The organism is Pseudomonas sp. FW305-70, from assembly GCF_058783925.1.
On sequence record NZ_JBYSYZ010000021.1, the window covers coordinates 12,899 to 31,214 of the forward strand.

Annotated in this window: 10 protein-coding genes; 5 read left to right on the forward strand and 5 right to left on the reverse strand. The window is 63.4% G+C overall.

What is annotated here, in order from left to right; genetic code table 11:
- Positions 1-24: 24 nt before the first annotated feature.
- Positions 25-426, reverse strand: coding sequence for a lysozyme inhibitor LprI family protein (locus AC3WN7_RS16795; RefSeq protein ID WP_102674327.1), 402 nt, complete (start codon positions 424-426; stop codon positions 25-27).
- A 287-nt stretch (positions 427-713) separates the two neighbouring features.
- On the opposite strand from AC3WN7_RS16795, the gene AC3WN7_RS16800 reads away from it, so the two are divergent.
- On the forward strand, positions 714-1,202 hold the full coding sequence (locus tag AC3WN7_RS16800) for an SRPBCC family protein (protein WP_095968147.1): 489 nt from the start codon (positions 714-716) through the stop codon (positions 1,200-1,202).
- Between the two features lie 286 nt (positions 1,203-1,488).
- Here the strand turns inward: AC3WN7_RS16800 and inhA are convergent, their stop codons facing one another.
- Entirely contained in the window at positions 1,489-2,175 is a 687-nt protein-coding gene (gene inhA / locus AC3WN7_RS16805; RefSeq protein ID WP_102674328.1) for an isonitrile hydratase, read from the reverse strand.
- 88 nt (positions 2,176-2,263) lie between these two features.
- Between inhA and AC3WN7_RS16810 the strand changes: the two genes are divergently transcribed.
- Positions 2,264-3,247: a GlxA family transcriptional regulator gene (locus AC3WN7_RS16810; RefSeq protein ID WP_102674329.1), complete on the forward strand. Its 984-nt coding sequence runs from the start codon at positions 2,264-2,266 to the stop codon at positions 3,245-3,247.
- 38 nt (positions 3,248-3,285) lie between these two features.
- On the opposite strand, the gene AC3WN7_RS16815 is transcribed toward AC3WN7_RS16810, so the two are convergent.
- From AC3WN7_RS16815 to AC3WN7_RS16825, 3 genes are all read right to left on the reverse strand, one after another.
- On the reverse strand, positions 3,286-3,918 hold the full coding sequence (locus AC3WN7_RS16815; protein ID WP_015094139.1) for a BRCT domain-containing protein: 633 nt from the start codon (positions 3,916-3,918) through the stop codon (positions 3,286-3,288).
- A gap of 11 nt (positions 3,919-3,929) precedes the next feature.
- Entirely contained in the window at positions 3,930-4,319 is a 390-nt protein-coding gene (locus tag AC3WN7_RS16820) for a hypothetical protein (RefSeq protein WP_102674330.1), read from the reverse strand.
- 333 nt (positions 4,320-4,652) lie between these two features.
- The gene (locus tag AC3WN7_RS16825) at positions 4,653-6,476 is read right to left on the reverse strand and encodes a glycoside hydrolase family 15 protein (protein ID WP_102674331.1); all 1,824 of its coding nucleotides are present in this window, start codon (positions 6,474-6,476) and stop codon (positions 4,653-4,655) included.
- 270 nt (positions 6,477-6,746) lie between these two features.
- Between AC3WN7_RS16825 and AC3WN7_RS16830 the strand changes: the two genes are divergently transcribed.
- The 3 genes from AC3WN7_RS16830 (at position 6,747) to AC3WN7_RS16840 (ending at position 18,312) form a co-directional block, all read left to right on the forward strand.
- Positions 6,747-7,919 (forward strand): MFS transporter, encoded by a 1,173-nt coding sequence (locus tag AC3WN7_RS16830; RefSeq protein WP_095968143.1) that lies wholly within the window; start codon positions 6,747-6,749, stop codon positions 7,917-7,919.
- A gap of 169 nt (positions 7,920-8,088) precedes the next feature.
- On the forward strand, positions 8,089-8,823 hold the full coding sequence (locus tag AC3WN7_RS16835; RefSeq protein ID WP_102674332.1) for a thioesterase II family protein: 735 nt from the start codon (positions 8,089-8,091) through the stop codon (positions 8,821-8,823).
- A gap of 255 nt (positions 8,824-9,078) precedes the next feature.
- Positions 9,079-18,312, forward strand: a complete 9,234-nt coding sequence (locus tag AC3WN7_RS16840; protein ID WP_102674333.1) for a non-ribosomal peptide synthetase — start codon at positions 9,079-9,081, stop codon at positions 18,310-18,312.
- Positions 18,313-18,316 lie beyond the last annotated feature (4 nt).

Consider the following 18,316-nt stretch of genomic DNA (forward strand, 5'->3'; position numbering starts at 1 on the left):
AGGCCCTCAAAAACACTAAAAATCTTAAACCCCCGGCACCGGGCAACTCATATCCCCCTCCTGACACTTCAGGTAGTTCTTGAACGTCTGCACCCGCGCCTTGGTCAGTTCCGTGGTGCAGTTGCTATAGATCAGCGGATACACACTCCCGCCTTCCACCCCGGACGTCGAGAACTTGCACTCGGCATCGCGGAACGCAACCCACGCCCGCTGTGCACCCACCAGCAGTTTCTTGTTGTCCGGGTTGCCCTTGAATCGCGAAGTGATCTGCTGGTACAGCGCATTCAATTCCTTGTCGGCGGCCGCATTCTGTTGCGCCGCGCACTGGTTCATCGTCGCCTGGTCGCTGGCGTTGTCGCAGTCAACGGCGACAGCCATGGAGGTGAACAGCAGGGGCGTCAATGCCAATAGTAAGCGTGGGTTCATGCCGGATGACTCGCTGTGACCGAAAGTTGAGGTGCAGTGTAGCGCTGTGACGGATTCAGCCCGCTACGCTTGCCACTGCGAATGTTTCACCAGCGATTGCCATTCGATGCTGTTTCGAAGGAAAACGTTAGCAGTTTCGACCTCCGACTTTGTGATTGCCCCAGAACTTATCCGTGCAAATGCAACCGAATATCTCAGGTATGGTTGATTGCGCATCCCGATTGGTACAACTTTAGGGTTGGTCTTGTGGTCTTACTGACCTACTGTTCAAGTACAGGAGGTGACTTATGAACCCAGCATCTGATCGCATCGAAAGGAAAATCCTGCTCAAGGCCAAGCGTTCGCAGGTCTGGCGAGTGATAGCCCATGCCGAAGAGTTCGGGAAGTGGTTTGGCGTGGCGCTGGAAGGCAAGCGTTTTGTGGCAGGCGAGTGGACCCAGGGCCGGGTTACGTACCCCGGTTATGAACACGTATTGTGGAACGTGTTGGTCGAGCGGGTCGAGCCGGAGCGGTTGTTTTCGTTTCGCTGGCATCCGTACGCGGTGCGTCCCGAGATCGACTATTCCCAGGAGCCAACCACCCTGGTCAAGTTCGAACTGGAAGATCATGACGCAGGCACCTTGCTCAGAGTCTCCGAGTCTGGTTTCGATCACATCCCCGATGTGCGCCGGGAAAAGGCTTTCCGGATGGATAGTCGTGGATGGGAAGAGCAAATGAACAATATCGAGCAGTTTTTGATCGACAATGCAAAGTCCCACGAGCAACAGGGAGGCTGAAGTCGGCTCGACGCCTGAGGCATCTAAGGGTTTTCGGAAGGTGGCTTATAGCGAATGTCTTACACGCGATGGTAGCGATATCGCCTGTTACAATTTGGATCCGATGCGTATTCTGGCCTCACCCACTGAAGCACAGGATGTGCTCAGGATCACGGATGATCGACCATATGCAAGGAACGCTGCGACAAGGAGTCGTCATGGTCTTGGAAAAACCCGCTTCGGCGGGTTTTTTTGTGACCGCAGGAAAGGTCGGGGCGGCAGCAAGCGGATACCCGCCGCCGTTTTCTTACTGACGATCGAGTTTCGCCGCCGCGCGCTCGGTGATTTCCGCCCGCAGCTTCAATGACCCCGCAGCCCGCTGGCGAGCCTCTTCCAGCACACTGGCCGGCGCTGTCTCGGGGTTGCCCGCCGTAAACGGCGGGACCGGAGCGTATTCCAGTTGCAACTGCACCAACTCGGCGGTGGCCGGGTCGAACAGTTCGGCGACCAGGGTCAGGGCGAAGTCGATACCGGCGGTGATCCCGCCACCGGTCAACAGATGGCCGTCGCGAACCACCCGATCCTTCACCGCGATTGCGCCCAGCGGCTTGAGCAACTCGTGATAGGCCCAGTGAGTGGTGGCGCGTTTGCCCTTGAGCAATCCCGCCGCGCCCAGTACCAGTGCGCCGGTGCACACCGACGTGATGTACCGGGCGTTGGCGGCCTGGGCCCTGAGGAAGTCCAGGGTCTGGTCATCTTCCATCAACGGCCCGACGCCACTGCCACCGGGTACGCAGATCACGTCCAGCGCCGGGCAATCCTCGAAGGTGGTCGTCGGTTTCAACAGCAGGCCGGTGCTGGCGGTGACCGGCATCAGGTCCTTCCAGATCAGATGCACTTTCACATCCGGCAGCGAGGCCAGTACGTCATAAGGGCCGGTCAGGTCCAGTTGCTGAACCTGTGGAAACAACAGAAAGCCGATCTGCAACGTCATGGTGTTTTTCTCGTGAAGTGGGTGGACGGCTTGACTGTAGGCTCGTAGGATTTGGCGTATACGCCAATATCCCCACGAATTACGCCAAATGTCGAAAACCATCCATGTACTCGCGTTCGCCAACGTGCAATTGCTCGACGTCACCGGGCCGTTGCAGGTCTTCGCCTCGGCCAACGACATTGCCCGCCAGCAAGGCCTGCCGCCACCCTATGCACCGACGGTGATTGCCAGCGGCGGCGGGGCGGTGATGTCGTCGGCGGGCCTGGCGCTGTTGGCCGAACCCTTACCGGATGACGGCACTGACACCCTGATCATCGCCGGTGGCTGGGGTGTCTACGCGGCGGCGCAAGATGCGCCGTTGGTCGCCTGGGTGCGCGAGCATGCCCGTGGCTGCCGACGGGTTTCCTCGGTGTGTACCGGTGCGTTTCTGCTGGCGGCAAGCGGCTGGCTCGATGGCCGGCGGGTGGTCACCCACTGGACCCGCTGCGAGCAACTGGCGCAACAGCACCCGCGCTTGCAGGTCGAACCCAACCCGATCTTCATCAACGACGGCCCGGTCTGGACCTCGGCCGGCGTGACGGCTGGCATCGACCTGGCACTAGCCATGGTCGAACAGGACCTGGGGCGCAACATGGCCCTGGAAGTCGCCCGGCAACTGGTGGTGTTTCTCAAGCGTCCGGGTGGCCAGTCGCAATTCAGCGTGACCCTGTCCCTGCAACAGGAAGGCAAGAGATTCGACGAACTCCACGCCTGGATCAGCGAAAACCTGACCAAGGACCTTGGCATCCCGACCCTGGCCTTGCAGGCCGGCATGAGCGAACGCAGCTTCGTACGCCACTACCGCGCCGACACCGGCCAGACCCCGGCCCGGGCCATCGAACTGATCCGCGTCGAAACCGCGCGGCGTCTGCTCAGCGATACCGGTGTGCCGATCAAAAGGGTGGCGGTGCAATGCGGCTTCGGCAGCGAAGAAACCCTGCGCCGCAGCTTCCTGCGGGCCATGGGGGTGACACCGCAGGCTTACCGGGAGCGGTTTTCGGTCAGTGTTGCAGTAGAGCCAGTGGGGCGTTGAGGTTCTTTTTGTCTGGACTCGATGCAGTTACCCCAAGTTCACCCGAACAACACCCTTTGCCAATGTTCTTCACTGATGATCGCGATTGGAACGCCACTCTCTCTTAGCTCAACCGCTTTTTTGATCTTGGTTCCATAAGTGCTATGAAGCCATTGATCGTTTCCGATGCTGCCGACCACCAGATAGTTGATTTTCTTGCTGACCGAACCTCCAATCAGGCCGCCGCGTTCGACAATCAGCGATTCGCATGCTTTGCGCGGACCGTAAGCCATGACTCCGGTGAACAGGAAAACCCGATCAACCCAGTTCAGCGCGGGTGCAGGGTTGTCGAGTGGAAGACTGCAAGGCGTTGTGAAAACCTGGCCAGAACCAACCGGCAGACCTGCAAACTGGTGCAGCATATCCAGTAGCTCAGCCGATTCTTCGGAGTCCAGCACGCCATCGCTCAACATGTCGGAGAGGCGTTTATAAAGGATGTTCACGACCGGATCACCCAGATGACACAAATGAGCTTCGATCCAGCTCTTGAGAAACTCGGCTTCCTGCTGGTTGATCTTGCCATCGGCAGCGAGTCCAGCCGCAATACCTGTCAACGCGTCGGCTGAACGTCTATCAATGCGTGCTTCGTGGAAAAATCCACTGTTTTGAAATTCCTGATGCAAATCGACCATCGTCCCTGCTCCTAGAATTCAACTTCCGCCACCTGATTGAAATACTTCGCCCGATCCGGCGTAAACGTCACCACCATGGCTGTCCGAGCACACGTCAGCGCTCGTTCTTGCGCCAGGTCCACGTCCAGGTCTTCCCCGCGCAAGCCTTGCCACTGGGCGAGGTATTTGAGGGATCCGTATTTTTCGGTTTTCTTCAGGCTGCGGCTGACGCCACCTTTCCAGCCCAGCACCGGCAACTCGCCGGCGAGGCACTGTCGGGCGAGTTCGGGGAAACGGGCGGCGCGCTGGCGGCCGACTTCCCAGCATTTGATCAGGCCCTTGTCGTCGGCCTCCCAGAGTTCTTCGCGGTTCAAACCGGTTCGGAGCGGGGTGTCGATGCTGCGATGGATGCGTTGGGTCATTCTGGTTCCTTGAATTCGGGTGGTTCTGGACAGCTCCGCTGTACCCGTTGATTGAGGATGGTAGGTGGGGTGATAGCGGCTGGCAACAATCGTTTTCGGACAATTGAGATGCCTTGCTTGCTGATAACCGGGCAGGTTTGTTTAGTGGTTGCAGGAGATTGGCTTGCACCGGTCACCGGTTCACCCGGCGGTATTCAGTCAATCTTGTGTTGTGGCTGATGCCCCTTTCGCGAGCAAGCCCGCTCCCACACTTGCTCTCGGTCGGACACAAATTTGTGCCCATTCAAAAGTAAATGTGGGAGCGGGCTTGCTCGCGAAAGGGGCGACGCGTTCTCAAGGCTGCCAGACAACCTTCTCCCCACTCAACCTGCGATCCAGAAAACACGCCGCACTGATCAACGCCAGATGCGTCAGCGCCTGCGGCGTGTTGCCCATGTGCCGCCCATGGCTGTCGAACTCTTCGGCATACAACCCCAGCGGGTTGGCGTACCTGAGCAGCTGTTCGAACTCCAGGTGGGCCTTGTCGAGCTGGCCGGCGCGGGCCAGGCATTCGACGTACCAGAACGAGCAGGCGGCGAAGGCGCCTTCGCTGCCGGGCAGGCCGTCGATCTGGCTGTCGTCGTTGCGGTAGCGGTAGATCATGCCGTCGCGCACCAGGCTCTTTTCGATGGCTTGCAGGGTTGCCAGCCAGCGCGGGTCACGGGCACTGACGAAGCGCACCAGCGGCATCAGCAGCATCGAACCGTCCAGGCCGGTGCCGCCGATGTGCTGGACGAAATGCCCGTGCTCCTCATTCCAGAAGTTCTCCCAGATGTCGGCATGGATCGCCTGGCGGGTCTGGTCCCAACGGGCGAACGGGGCGGGCAGCGAGCGTTTGGACGCGAGGCGGATGGCGCGGTCCAGGGCGACCCAGCACATCAGCCGTGAATGCAGGAAATGATATTGCTCGCCGCGCATTTCCCAGATGCCGACGTCCTTTTGCTCCCAGGTCTGACAAACCTGATCGATGACTTCCACCGTGTGTTTCCAGCCTTCATGGGAGATGGCTTCGCCGTACTTGTTGACCAGGTAAATCGCGTCCATCAGCTCGCCAAAGATGTCGAGCTGGACCTGTTCGTACGCCTGATTGCCGATGCGCACCGGTTGTGCGCCACCATGACCAGACAGGTGCGTCAGCTCGATTTCCGGCAACTCCTGGCGACCGTCGATGGCATACAGGATGTTGAGTTTCGTCGGCTTGCCCCGGCACTCGCTGACCCGGCCGCGCAACCAGCGCATGTAGGCATTGGCCTCTTCGACGAAGCCCAGGCGCATGAATGCATAGACGGTGAACGAAGCGTCGCGGATCCAGGTGTAGCGATAGTCCCAGTTGCGCTCGCCACCAGGGCTTTCCGGGAGGCCGAAAGTAGCCGCGGCGAGAATGGCGCCGTGCTTGCGCGAGGTCAGCAGCTTCATGGCCAGGGCCGAGCGGTTGACCCTCTCGCGCCAGCGCCCGCGGTAGTTGGACTGGCCGATCCAGTCGCGCCAGAACTTCAGGGTGCGTGTCAGGCACAGATCGGCGGCACCCTCCCTGAAGCGTGGGTCGCCAGGCGCACCGAGCAGGAACTGGGCGGTCTGGTCTTGTTCAAGGGTGAACTGCGCGACCGCGCCATTGGCATCAATGTGCATGGCTTGATCGGCGCACAGTCGCAGGGACGGCTGGTCCGCAGCCTCGAAGATCACGTCATCCTTGTCCATGCTCGCGCGGGTGCTGGCGCGGGCGTAGTCATGGCGCACCGCGCAACGCATGTGGAAGGTGGCGCGGCCGCTGACCACGCGGATCCGCCGCATCAGCAGTGGCAGGTCGTCCTCGGTGTCGCCGACCGGCAGCAGGTCGGTGACCTCGACCACCGCCCGGTCACTGAGCCAGCGGGTTTGCAGCACGTTGGTGTCGGGCAGGTAAATCTGTTCGCGGCGGGCGTCGGGCAAGTCCGGCGATAGCTGGAAAATTCCCGCCTCGGGGGTGTCCAGCAGCGAGCAGAAGATTGACGGACTGTCGAACTCCGGCCAGCAGAAGAAATCCACGCTGCCCTTGTCGTTGACCAGCGCCGCGCTGCGCATGTCGCCGATGATGCCGTGGGCGTCGATGGGGCTCTGGCGTTCGGGGTGATCAGCCATTGTCGCGCAACTCCGGGAGTCTGGGGCCTATTTAGCTGACTGGTCTGGGTGGCCGAGAGTTCACTTGGCGGGGAGTGTGAGTTGTCTGTGAGGGCCCCTTCGTCGGAACGCCGCCCGGGGCAAGCCCGCTCCCACAGTTGATTTGTGTACGCCGTCCAATGTGGGAGCGGGCTTGCTCGCGAAGGGGCCTTCACATTCAACCAACAATTCCACGCTTCCCCCGCAATCAGCCGTTATGGCAACGTGCAGTCCCCTGATGAGACCTGACCCATGGCCAACCCCTATCGCGAGTTGTTCAAAGCCCCCGGCAGCGGCGCATTCGTGCTGGCCGGCATGCTCGCGCGCATGCCGATTTCCATGACCGGCATCGGCCTGATCACCATGCTCTCGCAATTGCAGGGTGGCTACGGAATGGCGGGCGCGGTGGCGGCGACGTTCGCCCTGGCCACGGCCTTTTGTGCGCCGCAGGTCTCGCGGCTGGTGGATCGGTATGGCCAGGGGCGGATTCTGCCGGTGGCGGCGCTGCTCGGCGGCGGGGCGCTGTTGCTGTTGTTGCTGTGCACGCGGTTGCAGGCACCGCACTGGACACTGTTTGTCTTCGCCGCGCTGGCCGGTTGCATGCCGAGCATGTCGGCGATGGTGCGGGCCCGCTGGACCGAGGTGTATCGTGGCCGCCCCGAGTTGCAGACTGCCTACGCCCTGGAATCGGTACTGGATGAAGTCTGCTTCATCGTCGGGCCGCCGCTTTCCGTTGGCCTGTGTGTGGTGGCGTTTCCCGAGGCAGGGCCATTGGCGGCCTTGCTGGCGCTGGCCGTCGGCGTCACCGCGTTCGTGTTGCAGCGCAGCACGGAACCGCCGGTACATCCCCACGAAGATCACCATCAAGGCTCGATCATCCGCTCGCGCGACATTCAATTGCTGATGCTGTTGATGGTCGCCATGGGCACCATCGTCGGCGTGGTGGACGTGGTCAGCGTCGCCTTCGCCCAGCAGCAGGGTCAACCGGCGGCGGCGAGCATCGTGCTGTCGGTGTACGCCATCGGCTCGTGCCTGGCCGGGCTGGCCTTCGGCGCACTGCGTTCGAAAGTACCGCTGGCGCGCCTGTTCCTGTACGGCGGCGTGGCAACGGCGGTGACCACCTTGCCGTTGTTGCTGGCGGCGAACATTCTCGGCTTGTCGCTGGCGGTGTTTGTCGCGGGGCTGTTTTTTGCGCCGACGCTGATCGTCGCCATGGCCCTGGTGGAGCAGATCGTGCCACCGGCCAAACTCACCGAAGGCCTGACCTGGCTGGTCACCGGGCTGAGCATCGGCGTCGCGATCGGTGCCGCCGGCTCCGGCTGGCTGGTGGACGCCTTCGGCGCGCGCAGCGGGTTCTGGCTGGCGATTGCGGCGGGGGCGCTGGTGCTCGGCTCGGCGATCCCGAGCTATCGCCATCTGAAATGAAGATCGACCTGTGGGAGCGGGCTTGCTCGCGAAAGCAGAGTGTCAGTCGACATCAATGTTGCATGACACACCACCTTCGCGAGCAAGCCCGCTCCCACATTGGGATCTGCGACTAATTCCGGCTACACCTCATCCGTTCTCCAAGCAGACAACCTTCGAGGAAATCCCGGTGACCCCGCTGACATTGCTGTGCCTGCCCTATTCGGGCGCGAGTGCCATGGTCTATAGCCGCTGGCGGCGCAAAATGCCGGAGTGGCTCAAGCTGCAACCGGTGGAATTGCCAGGGCGGGGCGCGCGATATGGCGAGCCCCTGCACACCGACATGCGCCGCCTGGCGCTGCAGCTGGCCCACGAACAGAAGGCCACGCTCAAGGCGCCGTATGCGTTGTTCGGCCATAGCATGGGGGCGTTGCTGGCCTGCGAGATGGCCCACGCGTTCCGCTCGCTGGGTTGCCCGGAACCGGTCGCGCTGTTCGCCTCGGGCACCGCCGCGCCGACCCTGCGCGCCGACTACGACCGCGGCTTTGCCCAGCCGAAAACCGATGCCGAGCTGATCGAGCAATTGCGCACCCTCAACGGCACCAGCGAAGAGATCCTGGCCAATCAAGAGTTGATGAGCCTGACCCTGCCGGTGCTGCGCGCGGACTTCCTGTTGTGCGGGCGTTTCGCACCGATCCAGCGCCCGCCGCTCAAGTGCCCGGTGCACGTGCTCGGCGGCAAGGCCGACCGCGCCACCACCGAGCAATTGATCGGCTGGAGCCAGGAAACCCGCGGCAGTTTCTCGGTGGACATGCTGGCCGGCGGGCACTTCTACATCCATGAGCAGGAGGCCAAGGTGCTGCGGGTGATCAAGGACCAGCTTGAGGGGCATCATCGGCGGCATTCCATGGCTGCCGTGGGTTAACACCCTCCTCAAACTTCACTGGACCCCTGTGGGAGCGGGCTTGCTCGCGAAGAGGGAGTGTCAGCAACATACCCGTTGCCTGACACACCGCCTTCGCGAGCAAGCCCGCTCCCACAGTAGTATTCATCAGCCTGTTTTTTCGCGTTTCTCTCCCTCCTGATACTTGTTCCCCTGCGCTAATTTTTCCCGCCTGCATTCGTTTTACAGGGACGACGCGCCTTTGCGCCTGCTGCCTACTGATGCGGATGCCGATAGATGAATGCTGAAGACTCCTTGAAACTTGCTCGCCGGTTTATCGGGTTGCCCCTGGAAAAGCGCCAGATGTTCCTGGCGGCCTTGCACAAGGAGGGCGTGGATTTCGCCCGTTTCCCGATCCCGGCCGGCATCGAGGCCGAGGATCGCCAGGCGTTGTCGTACGCCCAGCAACGCATGTGGTTCCTCTGGCAGCTGGACCCGCACAGCGGCGCCTATAACCTGCCGGGCGCGGTACGGTTGACCGGGCACTTGAACCTGTCGGCGCTGGAACAGGCGTTCGCCAGTCTGGTGGCGCGGCATGAAACCCTGCGCACGGTGTTCCAGCGTCAGGTCGACGACAGCTTGCAGCAAGTGCCGGCTACGGCGCCGTTGCTGATCGAACAGCTGGATTTCAGCGCACTGCCCGCCGAGGAACGCGAGCGGGCCGTGGCGCACACCGCCGAGCAGCAATCGATGCTGCCGTTCGATCTGTCGACCGGTCCGCTGCTGCGGGTCACCTTGCTCAAGCTCGCAGAACTTGAGCACGTGCTGTTGCTGACCCTGCACCACATCGTCTCCGACGGCTGGTCGATGAACGTGCTGATCGACGAATTCATCCGCTGCTACGACGCCTTCGATGCGGGCACCCAACCGCAGCTGGCCGCGTTGCCGATCCAGTACAGCGACTACGCCCTGTGGCAGCGCCGCTGGCTGGAGGCGGGCGAGCAGGCGCGGCAACTGGCGTACTGGCAGGCGCAACTGGGCGATGAGCATCCGGTGCTGGAACTGCCCCTGGATCATTCGCGCCCGGCCATGCCGAGCTATCGCGGCACCCGCTACGAATTCGCGGTCGAAACGCAACTGGCCGAACAACTGCGCAGCGCCGCACAGAAGCACAACATTACCCTGTTCATGCTATTGCTCGGCGCCTTCAACGCGTTGCTGCATCGCTACACCGGACAAACCGACATCCGCGTCGGCGTGCCCATCGCCAACCGCAACCGTGCGGAAATCGAAGGCCTGATCGGCTTCTTCGTCAACACCCAGGTGCTGCGTACCCAACTGGACGGCCAGACCCGGGTCGACGACCTGCTGCGCGCCGTCAAGGAAACCGCCCTCGGCGCCCAGGCCCATCAGGACCTGCCGTTCGAGCGCCTGGTCGAAGCGTTGAAACTGGAGCGCAGCCTCAGTCACACGCCGTTGTTCCAGGTGATGTACAACCACCAGCCGCACGTGGCCGACATGGCGTCGGTCAGCACCGCCTCCGGCCTGGTGCTGGGCAGCATCGACTGGCAAAGCCGCACCACCCAGTTCGACCTCACCCTCGACACCTGGGAGAAGGGTGGCAAGCTGCACGCCGCGCTGACCTATGCCAACGACCTGTTCGAAGCCGACACCATCGCACGCATGGCCCGGCACTGGACGCGTCTGTTGCAGGGGTTAGTCGACGACTCGACGCAAAAAATCGGTGAGTTGCCGATGCTGAGCGCCGATGAGCAACAGGTGCTGGTGCAGGACTGGAACCGCACCGCCGAGGTCTATCCCGTCGAGCAGTGCCTGCATCAGTTGATCCAGGCCCAGGCCCGACGCACGCCCGAGGCACCGGCGCTGGTGTTTGGCGAGCGCCGGTTGAGCTACGCGCAACTCGATGTCCGCACCAACCAACTGGCCAATTACCTGCGCGGGCAGGGCGTTGGTCCGGATGTACTGGTGGGGATCTGCGTCGAGCGTTCGCTGGAGATGGTCCTTGGCCTGTTGGCCATTCACAAGGCCGGGGGTGCCTACGTACCGCTGGACCCGGAGTACCCGGCCGAACGCCTGGCCTACATGATCGACGACAGCGCGATTGGCCTGCTGCTCACGCAAGGCTCCCTGCTCGGCGCACTGCCCACCGACGGCGTCAAGGTCATCGCCCTGGACCGGCAGCACGACTGGCTCGACGGCTACAGCGAAGTCTGCCCGCAGGTCGAAGTGCATCCGTTGAACCTGGCCTATGTGATCTACACCTCCGGCTCCACCGGTAAGCCCAAAGGCGCCGGCAACAGTCACGCGGCGCTGGTCAACCGCTTGTGCTGGATGCAGCAGGCTTACGGGCTGGATGACAGCGATTCGGTATTGCAGAAAACCCCGTTCAGTTTCGACGTGTCGGTCTGGGAGTTCTTCTGGCCGCTGATGACCGGCGCGTGTCTGGTGGTGGCGCCACCGGGCGCACATCGGGAACCGGCGCAGTTGATCCGCCTCATCGCTGACCACGGCATCAGCACGCTGCACTTTGTGCCGTCGATGCTCCAGGCGTTCATTCACGAGCCGGGTGTCGAGACGTGCACGGGCCTCAAACGCATTGCTTGCAGTGGCGAAGCCTTGCCGCTGGATGCGCAATTGCAGGTGTTCAAAAAGCTGCCGGGTGCCGGGTTGTACAACCTCTACGGCCCGACCGAGGCGGCCATCGACGTGACCCACTGGACCTGCGTCGACGAAGGCGCCGACAGCGTGCCCATCGGCCGGCCCATCGCCAACCTGCGCACCCATGTGCTGGATGCGCAATTGCTTCCGGTTCCGGCCGGCGTGGCGGGGGAGCTGTACCTCGGCGGCGCCGGGCTGGCGCGCAGTTATCACCGACGTCCGGCGCTCACCGCCGAGCGCTTCGTGCCGTGTCCGTTCCACGACGGCGCGCGCCTGTACCGCACCGGTGACCGTGTGCGGCAGCGTGCCGATGGCGTGATCGAGTACCTCGGGCGCCTCGATCATCAAGTCAAATTGCGCGGCCTGCGCATCGAACTGGGGGAGATCGAAACCCGCCTGATGCAGCACGACCTGGTGCGCGAGGCCGTGGTGCTGGTGCAGGGCGGCAAACATCTGGTGGCATACCTGGTGCTGGAAAGCGCCGACGCCGATGCGCAGTGGTCGCAAACCCTCAAGGCCTGGCTGCTCGGCAGCCTGCCGGAATACATGGTGCCCACGTACCTGATGCCGCTGGATGCCTTGCCGGTGACCGCCAACGGCAAGCTCGACCGCAAGGCCTTGCCGCCACCGGACGCCGCGCCGCAGCAGGCGTTCGTCGCACCGCAGGATGCCATGCAGACCAGGCTGGCGCAGATCTGGCAGGACGTACTGGGCACGCGACCTGTGGGCCTTGAAGACAACTTCTTCGAACTCGGCGGCGACTCGATCATTTCCATCCAGGTGGTCAGCCGCGCCCGCCAGGCCGGCATTCGCCTCAGTCCGCGGGATCTGTTCCAGTACCAGACCGTGCGCAGCCTGGCATTGGTCGCGACGTTCGAAAGCCGCAGCCGCATCGATCAAGGCCCGGTCAGCGGCGAGGTAATCCTGACCCCGACGCAGCATTACTTCTTCGAACAGGCCATCGCCCAGCGTCAGCACTGGAACCAGTCGCTGCTGCTGACGCCCCGGGAAGCGCTGGATCCGCAAGCGTTGGAACGGGCCTTGGTGGCCGTCGTCAATCATCACGACGCCTTGCGCCTGCGCTTCATCGACGGTGCCCAAGGCTGGCAGCAACACCATGGGCCGCAGGTCGAATCCGCTGGGTTGTGGCTGCGTCAGGCGTGTTCGACCGAAGCCCTGACCGTGCTGTGCGATGAAGCGCAACGCAGCCTCGATCTGGCCAATGGGCCGCTGCTGCGCGCCTTGCTGGTCAGCCTCGACGACGGCAGTCAGCGTCTGTTGCTGGTGGTCCATCACCTGGCGGTGGACGGCGTGTCGTGGCGGGTATTGCTCGAAGACTTGCAGCAGGCTTACCGGCAAGTGGCGCTGCCCGAGAAAACCAGCGCTTATCAAGCCTGGGCCGCGCACCTGCAACAGCATGCCGGCACCTTGTCTGAGCAAATGCCGTACTGGCAGGCGCAACTGGCGGATGCCCGGGACCTGCCGTGTGAGCATCCGCAGGGCAGCTTGCAGCAGCGCCACGGGCACAAGATCGAATCGACACTGGATGCCGAACTGACCCGCCAACTGTTGCAACAGGCACCGGCGGCCTATCGCACCCAGGTCAATGACCTGTTGCTCACGGCGTTGGCGCGGGTCATCTGCCGCTGGAGCGGGCAGGGCTCGACGCTGATCCAGCTTGAAGGCCACGGTCGCGAAGACCTGTCCGACGACCTCGACCTGAGCCGCACCGTCGGCTGGTTCACCAGCCTGTTTCCCGTGCGCCTGCAACCCGAGGCCGGGGCGGCGAATTCGATCAAGTCGGTCAAGGAACAACTGCGCGCCATTCCCGGCAAAGGCCTGGGCTATGGGTTGCTGCGCTATCTTGGCGAACCGGCGCAGCGCCAGCTTCTGCAAGACCTGCCGGCGCCACGCATCACCTTCAACTACCTGGGGCAGTTCGACCGTCAGTTCGATGAGGCTGCGCTGTTCATCCCGGCCGCGCAAAGCGCTGGTCAGGCCCAGGGCGATGATGCGCCGCTGGCCAACTGGCTGACCGTGGAAGGCCAGGTGTATGGCGGGCAGCTCTCGCTGCAATGGGGTTTCAGCCGTGACATGTTCGCCGAATCCACGGTGCAGCAACTGGCCGATGCCTACACCGAAGAACTCAAGGCACTGATCGAACATTGCTGCGCGACAACGCCAGGCCAGGTCACGCCGTCGGACTTCCCGCTGGCGCGCATCACCCGGGCGCAACTCGATGCCTTGCCTGTCCCGGCACCAGCCATCGAGGACGTTTACCCGCTGACGCCGATGCAGCAGGGCATGCTGTTCCACACCCTGTACGAACCCCAGGCCGAGGCCTACATCAATCAATTGCGTCTGGACATCCAGGGGCTGGAACTGGCGGCATTCGGCCGGGCCTGGCAAGCGGCGATCAACCGTCACGACATCCTGCGCAGCAGCTTCCACTGGTTGGGACTGGAATCTGCGCATCAGGTGATTCATCGCCAGATCGACCTGCAACTGCAAGTGATCGAGGCGGACGATGTCGACCTCTATGCACTGGCCGCCGAAGAGCGCAGTCGCGGCTTCGAACTCAGCGCCGCGCCGTTGTTCCGCCTGGTGCTGGTGCGCCGAAACCCTGAAGACTGGCACCTGATCTACACCAGCCATCACATCCTCATGGACGGCTGGAGCAACGCGCAATTGCTCGGCGAAGTGATTCAGCATTACGCCGGCCAGACGCTGGCCAGGCCGTTGGGGCAATACCGCGATTATCTGGGCTGGATTCAACAGCAGCCGCTGTTGGCCGCCGAGCAGTTCTGGAAGCAAGCGCTGGCGCCACTGGAAACGCCGACGCTGCTGGCGCAAGCCTTGCCGGCACCGGTCGAAGGACGCGGCATGGGCGAGCATCAATTGACCCTTGAAAGCGCCGCGCTGCAGCGCCTGGGCGATTTCGCCCGCCAGCAGAAAATCACCCTCAACACCTTGCTGCAAGGCGCCTGGGGCCTGTTGTTGCAGCGCTACACCGGCCAATCCTGCGTGGCGTTCGGCGCCACCATGGCCGGACGCTCCGCGCCGCTGTCGGGCATCGAGCAGCAATTGGGGCTGTTCATCAACACCTTGCCGATCATTGCCGCGCCGCCGGCAGGGCAGTCGGTGGCCCAATGGCTCAACCACCTGCAAGCGCTGAACCTGAGCCTGCGCGAGTTCGAACACGTGCCGCTCTACGACATCCAGGGCTGGGCCGGGCAACAGGGGGCGCTGTTCGACAGCCTGCTGGTGTTCGAGAACTACCCGGTGGCCGAAGCCCTCAAACAAGGTGCGCCGGCGGGCCTGACCTTCGGCGCGCTGCGTAATCACGAAATCACCAGCTACCCGCTGACCCTCGGCATCGAAGTCGGCACCACCCTGCGTCTGGATTTCAGTTTCGACCGCAGCCGGTTCAGCGCGGCGCAGATCAGCCAGTTGGGCGCCAGCCTGTTGCAGGTGCTGGAGCAATTCGTCGCGCAGCCACAGCAGGCATTGGGCGCGGTCAGCCTGCTCGATGCACAGGCTCAAGCAAAGGTGTTGGCCGGTTCGCGTCCGCCTGCGCCGCCACTCGACAGCCCGTTGCTGGTCCATCAGCGTTTCGAGCAACAGGCGGCACGCACGCCCGATGCACTGGCGGTGATGGTCGGCGACGAGTGCCTGACCTACGCCCAGCTCAATGCGCAAGCCAACCAGCTCGCCCATCGCCTGCGCGCCCTGGGTGTGGCGCCGGGGCAGCGGGTCGGCCTGTCGGTGCGGCGCAATGCGCAGATGATCGTCAGCCTGATGGCCATCCTCAAGTCCGGCGCCGGTTATGTGCCGCTCGATCCGGATTACCCGGCCGAGCGCCTGGCCTACATGATCGAAGACAGCGGCATGGATCTGCTGCTGGTGCAACCGGGGTTGCTCGCCGATGTAGCGTTGCCGCAAGGTTTGCCGCGCCTGGCGCTGGAGTCGAGCGTTGACGGTTACTCCACCGAAAACCCGGACAACCTCGCCAGCGCCGAAGACCTCGCCTACCTGATCTACACCTCCGGTTCCACCGGACGCCCGAAAGGCGTGTGCCTGGCCCACGCCGCGCTGCGCGAGTTTTGCGTGATCGCGGCGGACTATTCACAACTCACGGCGCAAGACCGTGTGCTGCAATTCGCCACTTTCAGCTTCGACGGCTTTGTCGAGCAGTGCTACCCGCCGCTGTGCGTGGGCGCGGCGCTGGTGATGCGCGGCGATGAGTTATGGGACACCGACACCCTTTATCGGCAGATCATCGCGCACGGCGTGACCCTGGCCGACCTGCCGGCCGCCTACTGGTTCTTGCTGGCTCAAGAGTGGGCTGCGCAACCGCAGCGTGAGAAAGGGCGCTTGCGTCAGGTCCACGTCGGGGGCGAGGCCATGTCGCTCGAAGGCCTGAAGTTGTGGCATGCCGCCGGTCTGGGCGATGTGCGCCTGCTCAATACCTACGGGCCAACCGAAGCCACGGTCGTTTCCAGTACCCACGAATGCACCCTGGCCGATACCCGCAATCCCCTTGGCGTGCCGATTGGCCGCGCGCTGCCGGGGCGTGCGTTGTATGTGCTGGACAGCGAAGGCCACCTGCTGCCGACCGGTTGCGTCGGCGAGTTGTGCATCGGCGGTGACGCCGGCCTCGCCCAGCGCTATCACCAGCGTCCGGGTTTGAGTGCCGAGCGTTTCATTGCCGATCCTTTTTCCGCCACGCCGGGGGCACGGCTGTACCGCAGCGGTGACCTGGCGCGCTATCGCGAGGACGGCGCACTGGAGTACCTGGGGCGTATTGACCATCAGGTGAAAATTCGCGGATTCCGCGTCGAACTGGGTGAGCTGGAGGCGCACCTGCAAGGCCTGGCGATGATCAGCGAAGCCGCGGTGCTGGTGCACGAAGGCGTCGGCGGCAAGCAGTTGATCGGCTATGTGGTGCCGGCCCCGGATGAACAGCTGGACGCCGATGCGCGGCAACTCACCGACACCGTGCGCCGCGCCTTGGGCGAGCGCCTGCCGGACTACATGCTGCCGACGCGACTGATGGTGCTGGCCGCGTTGCCCCTCAACCGCAACGGCAAACTCGACCGCGCCGCGTTGCCGGCCCCGCCAGTCTGGGAGGCCGCAACCGGTAGCGCACCACAAGGGGCACTGGAAATCCAGCTGGCGCAGATCTGGCAGCAGGTGTTGCAGGTCAGTCGCGTCGACCGCGAGAACAGCTTCTTCGAATTGGGCGGGCACTCGTTGCTGGCGACGCAAATCGTCTCGCAGATCCGCCAGCGCATGGGCCTGTCGGTAAGCCTGCGCAGCCTGTTCGAACACCCGCGCCTTGAGGATTTCGCCGCACAGGTACAGACACTGCAACACCGCTGTGAACGCCCGGCGCTGGTGGCGGACACCTCTGGCGAACGCCAGCCGCTGTCCTTTGCCCAGCAGCGCTTGTGGTTCTTGTGGAACCTGGAACCGGACAGCTCGATGTACAACATGCCGGGCGCCTTGCGCCTGCGTGGCGAGCTGAACCTCGACGCCCTGCGCCAGACCTTCGAAACCCTGGTGCAGCGCCACGCGGTGTTGCGCACCACCTTCTACGAAGAAGACGGCCAGACCTGGCAGCGGGTACACGGGCAATTGCCGTTGAGCTTCGAGGCCGGCGACCTGCGGCATCTGCCGGCGCCGGACGTCGAGGCGCAACACCTGGCCCGCGAGGAAGTCGCGCGGCCATTCGACCTGCGCCACGGCCCGTTGCTGCGGGTGCGGGTGCTGCGGGTCGCGGATGACCAGCATGTGCTGTTGCTGACGGTGCATCACATCGTCGCCGATGACTGGTCGTTCCGCGTGCTGATCAATGAATTCGTCACGCTCTATCCAACCCTCAACCGTGGCCAGACCCCGCAACTGCCGGCGCACAGCGTGCAGTACGCCGACTTCGCCAAATGGCAGCGCCAGTGGCTGGAGCAGGGTGGCGAGTTGCAACGCCAGCTCGACTACTGGCAGCAGCGCCTTGCCGAGCCGCAAGCCGTGCTGGAGTTGCCCGCCGATGGCGACCGGCGCACGGCGCAGGAAGGCGCCAGCGCGCATTTCACCTTCAGTGCCGAACTCAGCCAGCAGTTGCGCGACTTTGCCCAACAGCGTGACCTGTCGCTGTTCATGCTGCTGCTGGCCGGTTTCACCCTGGTGTTGCGCCAGCGCACCGAAGTCGCTCGGGTGCGCATCGGCACCGATATCGCCAACCGAAATCAAGCCGAGCTTGAAGAAATGGTCGGCTTCTTCGTTAACCAACTAGTACTGCAAGTGGAAGTCGATGCCGGGCAGCCGGTAGCGCAATTGCTGGAGGCTTGTCGCCGGGCGGTGCTGGAGGCTTCGGACCATCAGGACCTGCCGTTCGAGCGCCTGGTGGAGGCCTTGCGTTTGCCGCGCCGGGCCGGACGTTCGCCGCTGTTCGACATCAAGCTGATTTACCAGGAAGGCGTCGCTCGCTTGCCCTCGATGGATGGGTTGCACGTGGAGGATTTCCCCTCCGGGCGTCAGGCCGCCGAGATCGGCATGGTCGCTGCGTTCTACAACGACGCGCAGCACATCCACCTGAGCTTCGAGACACCGGCCGGCCAGTACCTGCCGAGCACGCTGGAATGTCTGTTCGAACAGATCCAGGCGGTGCTCGAAGCGTTGGTAAGCGCTGAGCCGTTGCAGGTCGGTGAGTTGCTGAACCTGGCCAGCGATGTCCAGCGCCGTGCCGAGGCGCGCTTGAACGAGCAACGCAAGGCCCTGCTCGGCGGTGCCATGGCGATCAAGCGCCGCTCGGCGAACCGGGGTGCGTCGACAGCGCATACCGCAGCGGACTGATACA